Annotated in this window: 17 protein-coding genes; 5 read left to right on the top strand and 12 right to left on the bottom strand. The window is 63.8% G+C overall.

From position 1 onward, the window contains the following. Nucleotides 1-35 precede the first annotated feature (35 nt). Nucleotides 36-1,325 (top strand): SGNH/GDSL hydrolase family protein, encoded by a 1,290-nt coding sequence (locus GCN78_RS05525; protein WP_226939482.1) that lies wholly within the window; start codon nt 36-38, stop codon nt 1,323-1,325. Here GCN78_RS05525 and cysK read toward each other — a convergent pair. Continuing rightward, the gene (gene cysK, locus GCN78_RS05520) at nt 1,286-2,218 is read right to left on the bottom strand and encodes a cysteine synthase A (RefSeq protein WP_152250785.1); all 933 of its coding nucleotides are present in this window, start codon (nt 2,216-2,218) and stop codon (nt 1,286-1,288) included. The two genes, GCN78_RS05525 and cysK, sit on opposite strands and share 40 nt — an antisense overlap. Nucleotides 2,219-2,302: 84 nt before the next feature. Beyond that, complete coding sequence (locus tag GCN78_RS05515; protein ID WP_034746152.1) at nt 2,303-2,767, bottom strand: FKBP-type peptidyl-prolyl cis-trans isomerase; 465 nt, start codon at nt 2,765-2,767, stop codon at nt 2,303-2,305. 95 nt (nt 2,768-2,862) lie between these two features. Between GCN78_RS05515 and thpR the strand changes: the two genes are divergently transcribed. Then, nucleotides 2,863-3,381, top strand: coding sequence for an RNA 2',3'-cyclic phosphodiesterase (gene thpR, locus GCN78_RS05510; protein WP_193316620.1), 519 nt, complete (start codon nt 2,863-2,865; stop codon nt 3,379-3,381). On the opposite strand, the gene tcdA is transcribed toward thpR, so the two are convergent. Next, complete coding sequence (gene tcdA, locus GCN78_RS05505) at nt 3,378-4,244, bottom strand: tRNA cyclic N6-threonylcarbamoyladenosine(37) synthase TcdA (protein WP_226939481.1); 867 nt, start codon at nt 4,242-4,244, stop codon at nt 3,378-3,380. The two genes, thpR and tcdA, sit on opposite strands and share 4 nt — an antisense overlap. Nucleotides 4,245-4,356: 112 nt before the next feature. Here tcdA and pdxH point away from each other — a divergent pair, with 112 nt between their 5' ends. Next, on the top strand, nt 4,357-5,574 hold the full coding sequence (gene pdxH / locus GCN78_RS05500) for a pyridoxamine 5'-phosphate oxidase (RefSeq protein WP_152250783.1): 1,218 nt from the start codon (nt 4,357-4,359) through the stop codon (nt 5,572-5,574). 127 nt (nt 5,575-5,701) lie between these two features. Then, on the top strand, nt 5,702-6,937 hold the full coding sequence (locus tag GCN78_RS05495; protein ID WP_152250782.1) for an SAM-dependent methyltransferase: 1,236 nt from the start codon (nt 5,702-5,704) through the stop codon (nt 6,935-6,937). A gap of 16 nt (nt 6,938-6,953) precedes the next feature. Here the strand turns inward: GCN78_RS05495 and msrA are convergent, their stop codons facing one another. Continuing rightward, nucleotides 6,954-7,487, bottom strand: coding sequence for a peptide-methionine (S)-S-oxide reductase MsrA (gene msrA / locus GCN78_RS05490; RefSeq protein ID WP_152250781.1), 534 nt, complete (start codon nt 7,485-7,487; stop codon nt 6,954-6,956). A gap of 177 nt (nt 7,488-7,664) precedes the next feature. On the opposite strand from msrA, the gene GCN78_RS05485 reads away from it, so the two are divergent. Then, nucleotides 7,665-8,171 (top strand): flavin reductase family protein, encoded by a 507-nt coding sequence (locus GCN78_RS05485; RefSeq protein ID WP_077408668.1) that lies wholly within the window; start codon nt 7,665-7,667, stop codon nt 8,169-8,171. A gap of 40 nt (nt 8,172-8,211) precedes the next feature. Here GCN78_RS05485 and GCN78_RS05480 read toward each other — a convergent pair whose 3' ends face one another. From GCN78_RS05480 to pyk, 8 genes are all read right to left on the bottom strand, one after another. Continuing rightward, nucleotides 8,212-8,898 (bottom strand): OmpW/AlkL family protein, encoded by a 687-nt coding sequence (locus GCN78_RS05480; protein ID WP_193316619.1) that lies wholly within the window; start codon nt 8,896-8,898, stop codon nt 8,212-8,214. Between the two features lie 99 nt (nt 8,899-8,997). Continuing rightward, on the bottom strand, nt 8,998-10,389 hold the full coding sequence (locus GCN78_RS05475; protein ID WP_152250780.1) for an SGNH/GDSL hydrolase family protein: 1,392 nt from the start codon (nt 10,387-10,389) through the stop codon (nt 8,998-9,000). Between the two features lie 238 nt (nt 10,390-10,627). Next, nucleotides 10,628-11,650: an L-threonylcarbamoyladenylate synthase gene (locus GCN78_RS05470; protein ID WP_152250779.1), complete on the bottom strand. Its 1,023-nt coding sequence runs from the start codon at nt 11,648-11,650 to the stop codon at nt 10,628-10,630. Further along, nucleotides 11,647-12,855 carry a 5-(carboxyamino)imidazole ribonucleotide synthase gene (locus GCN78_RS05465; RefSeq protein WP_152250778.1) on the bottom strand — a complete coding sequence of 403 codons (1,209 nt, stop codon included), beginning with the start codon at nt 12,853-12,855 and terminating at the stop codon, nt 11,647-11,649. Before GCN78_RS05465 ends, GCN78_RS05470 begins: the two co-directional genes overlap by 4 nt. Before the next feature lie 15 nt (nt 12,856-12,870). Beyond that, nucleotides 12,871-13,368, bottom strand: coding sequence for a 5-(carboxyamino)imidazole ribonucleotide mutase (gene purE / locus GCN78_RS05460; protein WP_152250777.1), 498 nt, complete (start codon nt 13,366-13,368; stop codon nt 12,871-12,873). 1 nt (nt 13,369) lies between these two features. Continuing rightward, nucleotides 13,370-14,263: a phosphoribosylaminoimidazolesuccinocarboxamide synthase gene (locus tag GCN78_RS05455; RefSeq protein WP_152250776.1), complete on the bottom strand. Its 894-nt coding sequence runs from the start codon at nt 14,261-14,263 to the stop codon at nt 13,370-13,372. 107 nt (nt 14,264-14,370) lie between these two features. Beyond that, a complete protein-coding gene (fba, locus tag GCN78_RS05450) occupies nt 14,371-15,435 on the bottom strand; it encodes a class II fructose-bisphosphate aldolase (RefSeq protein WP_010401625.1) in 1,065 nt (354 codons plus the stop codon). Between the two features lie 78 nt (nt 15,436-15,513). Beyond that, nucleotides 15,514-16,974 carry a pyruvate kinase gene (pyk, locus tag GCN78_RS05445; RefSeq protein WP_152250775.1) on the bottom strand — a complete coding sequence of 487 codons (1,461 nt, stop codon included), beginning with the start codon at nt 16,972-16,974 and terminating at the stop codon, nt 15,514-15,516. Nucleotides 16,975-17,006: the final 32 nt, after the last annotated feature.

Raw genomic sequence — 17,006 nt, 5'->3', positions numbered from 1 at the left:
TCATGCACACATTCCCCTTGATGAAGCGAGCCGCCATGCAACGATTATCCCTCCTCCCCGCCGCCCTGCTGAGCCTGGCATTCGGCACCAGCCCGGTCCAGGCGGCCAACGCCGATACCAGCTGGCTGGCCAGCTGGACGGCCAGCCAGCAAGCCGTGTGGAGCAGCGACTTCCTCTTCCCATCCAACGTACCCGCCGTGCTGCAAGCGCAGACCGTGCGCCAGGTGGCGCGCCTCAGCGTGGGCGGCCCGCGCGTGCGCATCGTGCTGTCGAACGCCTACGGCAAGGTGCCGCTGCGCATCGGCGCGGCCACCGTGGCCCTGGCCGAGAGCGGTTCGGCGATCCACCCTGGCAGCCTGCGCACGCTGACGTTTGCCGGCCAGCCATCGGCCAGCGTGGCGCCGGGCGCGCCCCTGGTCAGCGACCCCGTCGAGCTGTCCGTGCCGGACCTGGCGCGGCTGACGGTGAGTCTCCACCTGCCGCAAGCCAGTCCCGTCTCCACGTTTCACTGGGATGGCCGCGAGACGGCGTGGATCGCCCCGCAGGACCAGACGCGGGCCGCGCGCATCGATGGGGCGCCCGGCGTGCAGAGCACCACGGCGCGTCTTTTACTCAGTGCTATCGAGGTAGAGGCGGCGCCGGCGGCGCAAGCCGTGGCCATCCTTGGCGACTCGATCACCGATGGCGCCAGCGCCAGCCTGGGGAAGGATGCACGCTGGCCCGACGTGCTGGCGGAACGCCTGGCGCCACTGGGCGTGGCCGTGATCAATGCGGGCATTTCCGGAGGGCGGCTATTGTCCGACGGCATGGGCGAGAACGCCCTGGCCCGTTTCGAGCGCGACGTGCTGGCGCAGCCGGGCGTGCGCACGGTCGTCGTCTTGTTGGGGATCAATGACATCAGCTGGCCTGGCACGGCCTTTGCGCCACGGGCACCACGGCCGACACTGGAGGAACTGAGCAGCGGCTACGCCCGGCTGGTTGCCCAGGCCCGCTGCCGCGGCGTGCGCGTGCTCGGCGCCACCCTGACGCCGTTCGCAGGCGCCCTGCCCGGCACGCCCCTGGACGACTATTATCAGCCTGATAAAAATGCGCTGCGCCAGCAACTGAACGCGTGGATACGCACCAGCGGCACGTTCGACGCCGTGCTCGACTTCGATGCGTGGGTGCGCGACCCCGCACACCCGCAGCGCCTGCTGCCCGCCTATGACTCGGGCGACCACCTGCACCCGGGCGACGCGGGCAACCGGGCGCTGGCGGAAGGGATAGCCCTGCCGCTGCTATTGCATCAGTCGCCCAGGCCGGCGTACAGCGCCGTGCTCAGGTAGCGTTCGCCAAACGACGGGATGATGGTGACGATGGTCTTGCCCGCGTTTTCCGGACGGCGCGCCACTTGCAGGGCGGCCCACAGGGCGGCGCCCGACGAGATGCCAACCAACAAGCCTTCATCGCTGGCGGCCAGGCGCGCCGTGGCGAACGCGTCGTCGTTCTTGACGCAGATGATTTCATCGTAGATGGCCGTGTTCAAAATCTGCGGCACGAAACCGGCGCCGATGCCCTGGATCGGATGCGGTCCCTTGGTGCCTTTCGACAGCATCGGCGACGCTTCCGGTTCCACGGCGATCACTTGCACGCCGGGCTTGCGTTCCTTCAGCACTTCGCCGATGCCCGTGATCGTGCCGCCCGTGCCCACGCCGGCCACGACGATGTCCACTTGTCCATCCGTGTCGCGCCAGATTTCCTCGGCCGTCGTGGCGCGGTGGATGGCGGGATTGGCGGGATTGTTGAATTGCTGCAGCATCAGATAGCGCGGGTCGGCCGCGACCATTTCCTCGGCCTTGCGGATGGCGCCCAGCATGCCTTCGCTGCCCGGTGTGAGCACCAGCTCGGCGCCGTAGGCGCGCAGCAGGATGCGCCGCTCGCGGCTCATGGTGTCGGGCATGACGAGGGTGCAGCGGTAGCCGCGCGCGGCGCACACCATGGCCAGCGCGATGCCCGTGTTGCCGCTGGTGGGTTCGACGATGACGGTATCGGCATGGATCTTGCCTGCGGCTTCGGCCGCGACGATCATGGACAGGCCGATGCGGTCCTTGACGCTGTGCGCGGGATTGTAGAATTCGAGTTTGGCCAGGATGGTGGCCACACTGCCGGCGGCGATGCGGTTGATGCGCACCAGGGGGGTGTTGCCGATCAGTTCAGTGACGTCGTTGGCGATGTTCATGGAAGGAATCTCCGCTATTTCAAGAAACCCCAGTCTACCGCTTTTAGCGGCGGCGCGAGCATGCGCCGCCGCCAAACTGAACAATTACTTCACGTCCAGCAATTCCACGTCGAAGATCAGTGCCGAGTTCGGCGGAATGTCGCCATTGCCGGCGCCGCGCGGACCGTAGGCCAGTTCGCCTGGAATGATCAGGGTGCGCTTGCCGCCCACTTTCATGCCGGCCACGCCCTGGTCCCAGCCCTTGATGACCATGCCCTTGCCGAGCGGGAAGTCAAACGGGCCGCGGCCCACGGAGCTGTCGAACTTCTTGCCGCGCGAATCTTTCGCCAGGGGACGATACAGCCAGCCCGTGTAGTGCACGGTGACGTTGCTGCCGACGGACGCTTCCTTGCCCGTGCCGACCTTGTTGTCGATCAGAATCAATTTATCGGCGACAGGGCCTGGGCTCAGCGAGACGGCGGAGGCGGGAACAGGCGCTGGCGCCTGTGCCTGCGCCAGCGACGCGGCGACGGAGCAGATCAGGGCAAACAAAACGGAGCTACGCGTCATGATGTATTCTTTCATTGAGTTTCGGTGAGATCCCTGCCAGCGCGAGTCGGCAGGGAACGCCAATCATAGCAAACCGCCGCAACGATAGGAAAAACTTGTCGCCCGATACCCACTGCCCCCGTCTCTTTTACGCCCTGTGGCCCGACGCGGCCACGCGCGCGGCCCTGGCCGCCTGGCAGGCGCGCCTGGACGGCAAGCCCGTGCGCGCCGACAAGCTGCACCTGACCCTGGCCTTCCTGGGCCAGCGCCCGGCCAGCGAGCTGCCGGCCCTGCGCGACCTCCTGGAACAATTACCGGCGCGCGCCATGCCTTTGCTGTTCGATCACGCCGGCCACTTTGCGCAGCAGGCGCTGATCTGGGCCGCCCTGGCGCAACCGTCGCCCGCCCTGCTCGACCTGCGCGCGGCCTGCATGCAGGCGCTGGCCCAACAGGGCTTGGCGCCCCGCTTCGAGCACGACCGTTTTACGCCGCACGTGACCCTGGCGCGCCAGGCGCCGCCGCCGGCGGACCAGGACTGCGCGCCCGTCGCCTGGCAGGCGAACGAACTGGTGCTGGTGGAATCACTCAAGAGCAGCGGCGACTACCGCATCCTGGCCAGCAGGAAGCTGATCTAGGCAGCGTCCGGCACTGGCGCTGACACTGGTACTGGCACTTCAGCAACTTTGTCCTGGCGCAAGCTTTTCAGCGCATGCGCGGCGGCCACCATGCCGAAGCTGGCCGTCACCACCACGCTGGAACCGAAGCCGGCACAGTTCAAGCCCGTCACGCCGGCGGGCGTACCATCGATGGCGCACGCTTCCGCGCTTTCTGGCGTGCTCAACGGTTCCATGGAAAACACGGCGTCGACATTGAACTTGTTTTTCACGCCACGCGGAAAACCATATTCAGTGCGCAACAGTTTGCGTACGCGCTTGAGCAGCGGTTCCTGCTCCGTTTTCGACAAATCGCGCACGGCGATCAGGGTCGGGTCCGTCTGTCCGCCCGCGCTGCCGATGGTCAGCATCGGGACATTGCGCGCGCGGCAATACGCGATCACGGCCGCCTTCGCCTTGGCGTTGTCGATGGCGTCGACCAGATAGTCGAAATCGCGCCCGCCCAGCAATTGATCGAGGTTATCGGGGGTAATGAAATCCTCGATCTGCGTGACCTGGCAAAACGGGTTGATCAATTCGATGCGTTCGGCCAGGGCCGTGATCTTGGCCTTGCCGATGGTGTCGCTCATGGCCTGGATCTGGCGATTGATGTTCGATTCGGCAACATTATCGAGGTCGATCAGGGTCAGGCGGCCGATGGCGCTGCGCGCCAGCGCTTCGACGATCCAGGAACCAACGCCGCCCACGCCGATCACACACACATGCGCGGCGCGGAAGCGCGCCAACGCGGGTGCGCCGTACAGGCGGGCAATGCCGCCGAAACGCCGCTCAAAATCGATCTCGGTCAAGTCCATGGAAATTAGTTCATTGGTGGAGGTATGCATGGCGCCATTTTAACGGACACTGCGCTGGCGGATATTCTAAAATAGCCGGATTGACACAGCGACAAGCCGCAATGTCGCCGCGCCCCCACACCGTCCACCACGAGAACTCGCCATGACCTCTCCCCTGTTCGACTCCGTTCCCGGCTTTGACCAGCCCATCGCCGTGCTCAAGCATTGCCATGACAAGATCCGCAAGCAACTGACGACCCTGCAAAACCTGCTGGGCCACCTGGCCCAGCACGGCAACACGACGGACGCGCAGCAGGCGGCCAAGGCGGTGCTGCAATATTTCAATAAAGCGGCCCATTTGCACCATGACGATGAAGAGCAGAACTTGATGCCCATGCTGCAAGCGACCGCCACGGGCGACGATGCCGCCCTGCTGGCCACCCTCGTGCCGGAAATCCTGGCCGACCACCAGCGCATGGACCAGGCCTGGCTGACCTTGCGCCCGGCACTGGACGCCATCGCGGCCGGCACGGGCACGCAGCTGTCCGCCGATGGCGTGCGCGACTATGTCGCCGCCTACCAGGCCCACATGAGCAAGGAAGAGGGCCAACTGGCACCCATGGCCAAGCGCCTGTTCAGCGCGCAGCAGATGGAGCAACTGGGCACGGCCATGCAGCGCCGCCGCGGCATCGCGCCGGAAGAAGCCCCCGCAGCCGCTTCCACCGTCCCCGTGCACGATGCCGCCACCCTGGCCGCGATGCGCGTCGACTATGTGCAAAAGCTCTTGTCGGAGGAAGACGTGCAGCGCGACCCGATTGCGCAATTTGAAAAATGGTTCGACGAAGCGCTCAAGGCCCAGGTCAGCGAGCCGAACGCCATGAGCTTGTCCACCGTCAGTCCCGACGGCAAGCCCAGCTCGCGCATCGTGCTGATCAAGCAGTTCGACGAGCGCGGCTTTACCTGGTACACGAATTACAACAGCGACAAGGGCCAGCAGCTCGAGCACAACCCGCACGCCGCCCTGCTGTTCTTCTGGCGCGAGCTGGAGCGGCAAGTGCGCATCGAAGGCACGGTGGTGAAAACCACGGCGGCCGAGAGCGACGAATATTTCAACGTGCGGCCCCTGCAAAGCCGGCTGTCGGCAATTGCTTCGCAGCAAAGCGCGCCCATCGCCGACCGTGCCGCGCTGGAAAGCCATTATGAGGCCGTGGCCGCCGCCGTCGGCGACGCGCAGCCGCCGCGCCCGGCCCACTGGGGCGGCTACCGATTGCAGCCGGAACGCATCGAATTCTGGCAGGGGCGCCGTTCGCGCTTCCACGACCGCATCGTGTTTACGCGCGGTGCTGATGGGCAATGGACCATGCAGCGCTTGCAACCCTGAGCAGGATAAGCACGTCAGCGCAAAGCGGGCTGGACAATATCGGTGTAGGCTATGAGGGTAGAAGTTACTAAATGACATTGTTTCTCAATTTGCGGCTCCAGCCGGGGTCGCTGCATTGGAGGCCATTTTGTTTGTACAAAACCAACTCAAGTCCTGGATCGCCAGCATCCGCAGCAAGACCGCCTTGCCGCTGCGCATAGAATTGTGGAATGGCCAGCACGTCGACCTGTCCAGCGAAGCGCCCAGGGTCACCATCCGATTACCGACCGTCGCCTCGGCCCGCTACCTGCTGAACCCGTCGCTGGCCAACCTGGGGTCGGCCTATGTGGAAGGCAATATCGAGGTCAAGGGTACGGCGATGGACATGATTTCCATCTGCAATGCCCTGGCGCGCAACACCTTGAAGCCGGAAGGCAAGCTGGCCCGCATCGTGCGCAGCTTTACGCACGACAAGAGCAAGGATGCCGAAGCCATCCGCTACCACTACGACGTGTCGAACGCGTTTTACGAACAGTTTCTCGACCCCGCCCTCGTGTATTCCTGCGCCTATTTCGAACATGGCGATGAAACCCTGGCGCAGGCGCAAGTCAAGAAAATCGACCATATCCTGAAGAAAATCCAGCTGCGACCGGGCCAGACCCTGCTCGACATCGGCTGCGGCTGGGGCGCGCTCGTGATGCGTGCCGCGCAACAATACGGCGCCCGCTGCGTGGGCGTGACCCTGTCGGAAAACCAGTACGCGCTGGCGCGCGAGCGCGTGGCGGCGGCCGGCCTGGCGCACCTGATCGATATCCGTCTGCAAGACTACCGCGACGTCACGGGCCAGTTCGACCGCATCACCAGCGTGGGCATGTTCGAGCACGTGGGATTGAAACATTTGCCCGACTACTTCGCCATCATCAACAATCTGCTGGCGCCGGACGGCATGGCGATGAACCACGGCATCACCTCGACCGACCCGGAGAATGGCGAAACGCCATATGGCGGCGGCGAATTCATCGAAAAATATGTGTTTCCCCACGGCGAGCTGGCACACATCGGCAATGTGCTGAAAACCATGCAGCAAGGGGGGCTGGAAGTGCTGGACGTGGAAAACCTGCGCCGCCACTATGCGCGCACCTGCGCCCTGTGGACGGAAAATTTCGAAGCGCACGCCGAGCAGATCCGCCCGCTGGCGGGCGAACGGCGCTTCCGCATCTGGCACGTCTACCTGGCCGGCTGCGCTTATGCCTTCGAGCAAGATCTGATCAGCCTGTACCAGATCGTCTGCGTGAAGGCGGGCCGTCGCTCTTCCACCCTGCCGTGGTCGCGCAACTACATGTATGCGCAGGATGCCAGGCCGGCGCCCGTGCTCACGCCATGACTGGCGCGCACGGCCTTCACTTCAGGCGGCCCGCATACATGGCGCGGAACTTCTCCACCTTGGGCACGACGACGAGGGCGCAATAGCCCTGCAAGGGATGCTGCTCGACATAATTCTGGTGGTAATCCTCGGCCGGATAAAAGGTGCTTGCCGGCGCCAGCTGCGTGACGATGGGCGCATCCCACACGCCGGCCATCTCGGCCACTACCTTGCGCGCCACGCTTTCCTGCCCGGCCGACTGGTAAAAGATGACGGAACGAAATTGCGTGCCGACATCGTTGCCTTGCCGGTTCAGGGTGGTGGGGTCGTGCAAGGTAAAAAAGATTTCCAGCAAGTCGTGGTAAGCGATGACGGCGGGATCAAATTCCAGGCGCACCACTTCCGCATGGCCCGTCTCGCCCGCGCATACCTGTTCATAGGTGGGATCGGGCACGCTGCCGCCCATGTAGCCGGACTCGACGCGCGTCACGCCACGCACTTGCGCGTACACGGCAGCGAGGCACCAGAAACAGCCACCGCCGAATACCGCCACTTCCGTCTGTTGATTCATGATGTCCTCCCACAACGCCTCTGCGACATGTCATTTCATCACTGTAACGCAAAGCGCCACGGCCTGCAGTGCCGCTTGAAACGGCGCGTGGTGCACCGCACATAAGGGGCATGCCGGCCACGATTGCGCTGGCGCGGCCGATTTTTGGCATAATGTCAGCAAATAGACAGGTCACCCATGAACACACGCTCTCCCCGCGCGCCCGCGCAAGAATTCGATACGACACATTTCCGCCAGGCACTGTCGCAATTTGCCACTGGCGTGACGGTGATTACGACGCGCCTGGCCGACGGCAGTTTCCGTGGCTTGACGGCCAGTTCCTTCAATTCCGTCTCGCTGTCGCCGCCGCTGGTGCTGTGGAGCCTCGGTTCCGTGGCCAACAGCATGCCCATTTTCAGCGGCAACTCACATTACGTCATCAATGTGCTGGGCGCCGACCAGGCGGAACTGGCCACGCGCTTTTCACGCCGTACACCGAATCCCTTCGACGACGTGGAATACGAACTGTCGCGCACGGGCCAGCCCATCCTGAAAGGCGCGTCGGCCTGGTTCGAATGCCACAACCGCAGCCGCTATCCGGAAGGCGACCACGTCATTTTCGTGGGCGAAGTGGAACAATGCGCGTTTGCCGCGCAGCCGCCCTTGATCTTCCACAATGGAAAGTTCAATACACCGCCAGCCTGAGCGGGACGAAAAAAAAATCCGCCGAGGCGGATTTTTTGTTTTACAGGGTAAATTTATACCCGATGCTGACACTCACGGCGAGCGGGTCGAGCTTGATGTCCTGCGTCTGCCCCGTCGAGAATTTCGCCTTGGTTTTCAGGAACGTCTTGACCACGGCCACGTCGGCAAACCAGCGCTCGTTGAAGGCCAGGGTGCTGCCAACCACCAGGCTGCCTGCCAGCTTGTTATCCAGGCGGTAGGTGACTGGCGATCCACCCGGATCCAGCAAGGCCGTCATCTGGCCCGAGCCTTTTTCCTTCTGGAAATAGGCATACGTCAAGCCCGCGCCCACGTAAGGGCGGATCATCGCATTGGGCTGGAAGAAACGGTACTGGATGAAGGCCGTCGGCGGCAAGGCTTCCGCTGTCCCCAGCTTGCCCGTGCCCTTGATGGCACCATCGCCCATCAGGTCATGCTTGTACGGCACGCCCAGGATCATTTCAGCGGAAATATTGTCCGTGATCATGTAGGCAAAGGTCAGGATGGGCTTGGTGTCCGATTTGACGTCGGCCTTGGTGCCCGGCAATGCCGGCGCGGAAATGTCGCCACTGTCCACGTGCGGCGTGATCTTGTTGAGGCCGACCTTGGCCATCCAGGTGCCTGCGCTTTGCGCCGAGGCGCCCGTCGCCATGGCCATCGCGGCAGCCGCGGCCAGCACGCGTACGGCGGTATTCAAACGATTCTTCATCTTGTCTCCTGATTCAGTATGTGCGGAGTGTTCCGCTTTCGAGTCTTGTCGCTGCCGGCACCGGCCGCGCCTCCCAGGCACGGCCGGTGCGGCCATCCCTTACAGCCAGCCCCGCACGACCATGTCCTTGGCCACGTAACGGGCCAGCAACAAGTTGTTGAACGGCGTAGGGTGCACATCGTCGGCATACGAGTAATGGCTGACGTCGCCCGCTTTCAGGTTCGTGCCATTGCAGACCAGCGAGCTGCCCAGGATATTGCCCGGCGCGCTCAGGTCGCATGCCGTCTCGCTGACGTTGGTCAAGCCATACGGGCCAGGGTTGACGCCCTGGTCATGGCTGACGGCAAACACGTCGACCAGCAAGACTTTCGCATTGCCGTTCAAGCCACCGCTCAATTCGCCATTGAAGGCGCCGACCATGGCGTTGATCAGCGCCTTGGTGTTGGCATCCTTGCTCAAGCCCGATGGCGTACCGGCCACGTCCGGCAGGTTGTTGACGATGACATAGTTGGCGCCCTTGGCGATGATCTGGTCCTTCACCAGCGCCACCAGTTCGGTGCCAGCCTGTTTCATGGCGCCAACCAATGCAGGCCCGTTTGCTGCGGCGTAGTCGGCACCGGCCTTGGCGCCGGCGGCATTGCCCGTCACCGTCGCATCGGCTTGCGCCTTGGCGACCAGCGGGCCATACACGGTAGGCGAGCTGATGGAGTCATTGCGCGGCTCGCCGGCTGCTGCGACGATGGCGGCCTGCGTGATCGATGTCGACGTGGCGCCAGGCGCCGCGCTGGCCGTCTTGACGGCGGCGCCGATGGCAGCCGCTGCCGTGGTAGGATTGGTGGCGCCGGCCGCCAGGGCCATGGTCAGATTGGTGGCGAAAGCCTGCGCCCCAGCGGTCGCGCCTGCCGTCTTGCCGGCGGCAGTCGCCTTCGCTTGCAAATCACCCAGCAGGAACAGTACGTCATTGCCGCCCGCCATCACGAAGACGGCTTCCGTGCCGCTGAACTTGCCGCCGGAAACGGCCAGGTGGTTCGCGATCTGCGTCACCACGGGCACGGTCAGGGCGCCCAGCGTACCTCCTGCCAATTTGTTGTTCGGTCCGACGGGGTTGGTCACGCGCGAACCGCCCATGGCGTAGCCGAAGCAGCCGGGATGCTTGACGCGCGGAGCCTGCAGGGAGGGAATGCTGCCTTCCAGGCCCGTTTCGGCGGCGCATGGCGCGGCCAGGCCGAATTGGGCGGCCAGGTGCTCGGTCCAGTTCTTGCCCGTCAGTTCAGGATTGATCTTGGTATTGTCGCCATTGATGGTGAATTTGCCACCACCTTTCGCCGCCACGCCGGCGACGGCATACGAACCGACATCGGACAGGCTGTCGCCGAACGACACCTGCGCCGTGTATTTGACTTTCAAGGTTTGATCACCGCCACTGGCGCCGCCGCAACCTGCCAGGACAGCCGCTGCCAGCACGGCCAGCGCGAATTTTGTTTGATGCATTTTGTCTCCTCGGTCTTTTTTCTGGTTTCTAAACGAACGGGCGTGCTATTCGCTACCCAACTAATATGCCATCGTTCCTCAGGCTTGTATAGAAAATATGTTTTAAAAATCAACGAAATAACAACACCGCCAGCGCCCCGTCACGACCGGGCGATCCGCTGAATTATGGAGGATTTAAGATGTTTCGTGGCAAGCATCGCTATTGCGCTGCATCAAGAAAAAGCCCCTTGCGGGGCTTTTATGATGCGGACAGAAATTGCTGCAAGATACCACTTGAGCCGAAGGCGGCACGCCGCAGACGGTCGTTGACGCCCAGCCACGCGGGGCCGGTGGGCGGTGCTTCGACGAGGATCAGCTCGGCGCCGACCTGGTCCATCGTGCGCAGCGAGGCATACAGCGCATGTGCGTAATTTTCCGGGCTGGCCGCCAGGCGTACGCTGGCGCTGGCCGGCGGCAGGTCCGAATAGTGAATCAGGGCCACGCGGCGCCCGTCGTTGAGCAGGCGGTTCAAGGTGGCGGCCACGTCGTCGCTGTGCTGCATCGCAACAGGCGTATGTGGCGCGTAATGCGATTCCAGCGTGCCCGAGGCGCGCGGCGCGGCCGCGTCCGCCACGGCTGGCGCGCGACCGATGACGGCGGCGATCTGCTCGCTGCTGATATGGCCGGGACGCAACAGCACGGGACCGTGCGTGGCCAGGCGCGACAGGTCGACGATGGTCGACTCGATGCCGACGTCGCTCTGCCCGCCATCGAGAACCAGGCCCAGCAAGCCGCTCGCGAGTTCCGCCGCGAATTCATCGCGCACGTGCTGCGCCGTGGTGGGGCTGACATTGCCGAATTTGTTCGCCGACGGCGCCGCCAGGCCGCCCTTGCCGCCCTTGAAGGTGCGTAGCAGTTCGATAGCCACCGGATGCGACGGGCAGCGCAAGCCCACCGTGTCCTGGCCGCCGGACACGGCGTCGGGAATATGCGCGGCGCGCTTGACGATCAGGGTCAGCGGACCGGGCCAGAAGGCGGCCACCAGTTGCCGCGCTTCCGCGGGGATATCGTCGGACCAGTGCGCCAAGTCGGCGCCGGGCGCCACGTGCACGATCACGGGGTGGTCCGAGGGACGGCCCTTGGCTTCGTAGATGCGCGCCACGGCGGCTGGGTTTTCCGCATCGGCGCCCAGGCCATACACCGTTTCTGTCGGGAAAGCGACGAGGCCGCCCGCTTCCAGCACGGCGGCGGCCGCCGCCAAGTCGTGTGCCTGCACGCTCACGGTGCGATTCCCAGGATCAGGCAAGCGTCGCGCAAGCGCTGCTGCGCCTGCGGCAACGTTGCCGCGATGAAGGTCAGGTGGCCCATCTTGCGGCCACGGCGCGGATCATCCTTGCCATACAGGTGCAGGCAAGCGCCCGGCAGCGCCAGCACCTGGTCCCACGCCGGTTCGCTGGCGACATCGCTGTCGCCGGCGAACCAGGCGTCACCGAGGATGTTGAGCATCACGGCCGGCGAATGCTGGCGCACGTCGCCCAGCGGCAGACGCGCCATGGCCCGTACCTGCTGCGCGAACTGGCTGGTGACGCAGGCATCCATCGTGTAATGGCCGCTGTTGTGTGGACGCGGCGCCATCTCGTTGACCACCAGGCTGCCGTCGGCCAGCACGAAAAATTCGATGCACAGCACGCCGACATAGCCGAGCTCGGCGACCATGGCTTGCGCCGCCCGCTGCGCCCTGGCGGCGCAGTCGTCCGACACGTTCGGGCCCGGCACCGTGGTGGTAAACAAGACGCCGTCGCGGTGCACGTTTTCGGCGATCGGATACACGACCGATGCGCCATCCACGCCGCGCGCCGTGAGCACGGACACTTCATACGCCAGCGGCAGCATCTTTTCCAACAGGCAAGTTACTTGTCCCATTTCCGCGAAGGCGGCGCGCACGTCGTCGCGCGTGCGCACGCGGAACTGGCCCTTGCCGTCATAGCCCATGCGCACGGTTTTCAGGATGCCCGGCAGCAAGTCGTCGCCAATGGCGCCAATATCAGCCTGCGTGGCGATGACCATGTGCGGCGCCGGCAGCACGCCGGATTTGCTGGCACAGTCGACAAAGAAACGCTTTTCCGCGATGCGGTCTTGCGCCACCGATACGCCGTGGGCATTCGGCGCCACGAACACGCGTTCGGCCAGGCGCGACAGGCTGTCGGCCGGCACGTTCTCGAATTCCGTGGTGACGGCCAGGCATTGCGCCGCCAGCGCGTCGAGGCCGGCCGCATCGCTGTAGCCGGCGTTGATCAGGCGCTGCGCCACCTGCCCCGCAGGGCAAGTAGCGGCCGGCTCCAGCACAGGTTCAAGAACTGCAACCTGGTAGCCCATGCTCTGGGCGGCCTGGGCAAACATGCGGCCGAGCTGGCCGCCGCCCATCACGCCCAGCCATGCCGGTGGGTTGGCGGCGGGCAGCAATGGGGAAGTCGATTTACTATTCATTATTTTTCAAACACATTATTCAGGCAAGACCATGGCCTTGGCGGCGGCCGTTTGCGTGGCGCGGAAGGCTTCGAGCTTGTCGGCCAGGGCGTCGTCGTTGGCGGCAAGCATCGCCACCGCCGTCAGCGCCGCATTCGCCGCGCCCGCTTCGCCGATGGCGAAGGTGGCCACCGGCACGCCCTTGGGCATTTGCAGGATGGACAGCATGGAATCTTCGCCGCGCAGGTATTTCGACGGCACGGGCACGCCCAGCACGGGCACGATGGTCATCGCCGCCACCATGCCAGGCAGGTGGGCCGCGCCACCGGCGCCGGCGATGATGGCGCGCAAGCCACGCGCGCGCGCGCTTTTCGCGTACGCATACATCTCGTCGGGCATGCGGTGCGCGGAAATGACTTGCGCTTCGTACGGCACGCCAAACTGTTTCAAGATGGCAACCGCATTCTGCATCACGTCCCAGTCCGAGGACGACCCCATGATGACGCCGACCAGCGGCTTATTCTGCTCAGTCATCTCAGGCCTTCAGCTTCTCGCCCGTCAGGCGCTCGATGGCTTCAAAGTACTTGGCCTGGGTTTTTTCGATGACGTCGGCCGGCAGCGCAGGCGCCGGGGCGGTCTTGCCCCAGGTCAGCGTTTCCAGGTAGTCGCGCACGAATTGCTTATCGAACGACGGCGGCGAGATGCCTGGCTGGTAGGAATCGGCGGGCCAGAAGCGCGACGAGTCGGCCGTCAGCACTTCATCCATCAGGTGCATCACGCCATTGTCGTCCAGGCCGAATTCGAACTTGGTGTCGGCGATGATGATGCCGCGCGTGGCCGCGTATTCGGCGGCCGTCTTGTACAGGGCAATGGCGACGTCGCGCATCTTGGCTGCCAGGTCGGCGCCGATACGCTGTTCCATTTCAGCAAAGCTGATGTTTTCATCATGCTCGCCCAGCTCGGCCTTGGCCGCCGGGGTGAAGATCGGCTCCGGCAGTTTTTCCGCCTGTTGCAGGCCGGCTGGCAGCTTGATGCCGCAGATGCTGCCCGTGTCCTGATAATCTTTCCAGCCCGAACCGATGATGTAGCCGCGCACGACTGCCTCGACCATGATCGGTTTCAAGCGCTTGGCCACGACGGCGCGGCCCTTGACTTGCTCGACTTCCTCGGGCGCCACCACGGATTCCGGCGCCACGCCGGTCAGGTGGTTCGGCACGATGTGGCCCAGTTTCTCGAACCAGAAGTCGCTCATCTGGTTGAGCACCTTGCCCTTGCCGGGGATAGGCTCGTTCATGACGACATCGAAGGCCGACAGGCGGTCCGTGGTGACGATCAGGATCTTGTCGTCGCCAACGGCGTAGTTGTCGCGGACCTTGCCGTGGCCCAGCAATGGCAGGGAGTGGATGGAAGTCTGATAGAGGCTGTTCATAGCGGGGGAATAGTTGGATGATACGAAACCGGCAGGCAGGGAAAGCGCCCGCCGGTCGAGAAAATCGGGCACGGAGATACGGCTTCCGGCCCGTTCCAGACAGAATTTTACTTCACAATTTGCGACAGCTCGCCGGCCTTGTAGCGCTCGGCCATTTTTTCCATCGTGATGACCTTGATCTTCGACGCCTGGCCTTCGCAGCCGAAGGCTTGCATGCGCGCGCGCACGATTTGCTCGGCGGCGGTACGGGCTGGCTTCAGGAAGTCGCGCGGGTCGAATTTCGATGGATTTTCAAACAGATACTTGCGGATCGCGGCCGTCATCGCCAGGCGGATGTCCGTGTCGATGTTGATCTTGCGCACGCCGTGACGGATGCCTTCCTGGATTTCCTCGACTGGCACGCCGTAGGTTTCCTTCATGTCGCCGCCGAATTCGCGGATGATGGCCAGCAATTCCTGCGGTACCGACGAGGAACCGTGCATCACCAGGTGGGTGTTCGGGATGCGCGCGTGGATTTCCTTGATGCGGTCGATGGCCAGGATGTCGCCCGTCGGCTTGCGCGTGAACTTGTAGGCGCCGTGCGAGGTGCCGATGGCGATCGCCAGGGCGTCGCACTGGGTGCGCTGCACGAAGTCGGCCGCTTGCGCCACGTCCGTCAGCAATTGCTCGCGGGTCATGGTGCCGTCGGCGCCGTGGCCGTCTTCCTTGTCGCCCTTCATGGTTTCCAGCGAACCGAGCACGCCCAGTTCCGCTTCCACGGTCACGCCGATGGCGTGCGAGAATTTCACCACTTCACGCGACACTTCCACGTTGTATTCGTAGGAGGCGACCGACTTGCCGTCCGCTTCCAGCGAACCGTCCATCATCACGGAAGTGAAACCCGAGCGGATGGCGGCCATGCAGACGGCCGGCGACTGGCCGTGATCCTGGTGCATGACGACGGGGATGTGCGGATACGCTTCGACGGCGGCGTCGATCAGGTGGCGCAGGAACGCTTCACCGGCGTACTTGCGCGCGCCAGCGGACGCTTGCATGATCACCGGGCTGTTCAGCGCATCGGCGGCAGCCATGATGGCTTGCACTTGCTCCAGGTTGTTGACGTTGAAAGCAGGAATGCCATAACCGTTTTCGGCGGCATGGTCCAGCAGTTGACGCATGGATACGAGAGACATGGTAATACTCCAGAGAACAATAGAAACTGTTGCGGCGCCGCGCGGCCAACTGCCGCGCCGGCACCTGAATGAGTTACATCAAATCAGCACGGATTCCAGATCGCCGACTTTGACAATTTTCAATGCATTCGTGCCGCCCACCTGGCCCATCGGCTCGCCCCAGGTGACGACGATCATGTCGCCCTTGCGGACGATGCCCTGTTCGACCAGCAGGTCTTCCGCCTGCTTCAGCACTTGCGCGCTGGGGGCGTTCTGCATCAGATGATACGCCCGAACATTGCGGTACAGCGCGGCTTTGCGCAAAGTCGTCACACTGGGCGTGAGCGCGTAAATCGGCGTGTCGATACTGTGGCGGCTCATCCACAAGGCGGTGGAACCGGATTCCGTCAGCGCCACGATGGCTTTGACGCGCAGGTGATGGGCCGTGAACAGGGCGCCATACGCGATCGACTGGTCGATGCGGGTGAATGTGACGTTGAGGAAATCGGCATCGAGCTTGTTGTATTCGGACTGTTCCGCTTCCACGCAGATGGCGGCCATCATTTCCACCGTCTCGATCGGATACTTGCCCGAGGCCGTCTCGGCCGACGTCATGACGGCATCCGTACCATCGAGCACGGCATTGGCCACGTCGGACACTTCCGCGCGGGTCGGCACGGCGTTGACGATCATCGATTCCATCATCTGCGTGGCCGTGATGGCCAGCTTGTTCGACGCGCGCGCCATCTTGATCATGCGCTTTTGCAAGGCCGGCACGGCCGCATTGCCCACCTCGACGGCCAGATCGCCGCGCGCCACCATGATGCCGTCGGACGCGTCAAGAATCTCTTGCAGGGCAGGAATGGCTTCCGCGCGCTCGATCTTGGCGATCATCATCGGCTTGTGGTGATACGGTTCGCCGGCGATATTGGCCAGCTGGCGCGCCATTTCCATGTCGGTCGCGCATTTCGGGAAGGAAATGGCCAGATAGTCGGCCTGGAAACTCATGGCCGTCTTGATATCTTCCATATCCTTGGCCGTCAACGCGGGCGCGGACAGGCCGCCGCCCTGGCGGTTGATGCCCTTGTTGTTCGACAACTCGCCGCCGATCTTGACGGTGGTGTGGATTTCGCTGCCTTGGATGCGCTCGACGATCAGCACGATGAGGCCATCGTTCAGCAGCAGCACGTCGCCCTTGTGCAGGTCGCGCGGCAGGGCCTTGTAGTCGAGGCCGACCCGCTCCTGGTTACCCAGTTCGCCGTTTTCGCCCCACTTGGCGTCGAGGATGAAGCGCGCGCCCGCTTCAAGCTCGATGCGCGTGTTTTCAAACTTGCCGACGCGAATCTTCGGCCCTTGCATGTCGGCCATGATGGCCACTTCGCGGCCGCACTCGGCCGCCGCCAGGCGCACCAGCGCCGCGCGGTCGATATGGTCTTGCGCCTTGCCGTGGGAAAAATTCAAACGCACCACGTCGACGCCCGCACGTATCATCTTCACCAGGATAGCGAAGTCGGTGGAGGCGGGGCCGATTGTTGCTACGATTTTTGTACCGCGTGGCATAGGAGTCCTTGTGCGCGAGCGAAGGTGAGCAA

The organism is Janthinobacterium rivuli (assembly GCF_009208735.1).
Lineage (GTDB): Bacteria > Pseudomonadota > Gammaproteobacteria > Burkholderiales > Burkholderiaceae_D > Janthinobacterium.
Note: the sequence above shows the minus strand (reverse complement) of the source record. Positions and strands in the feature narration are given on the sequence as shown.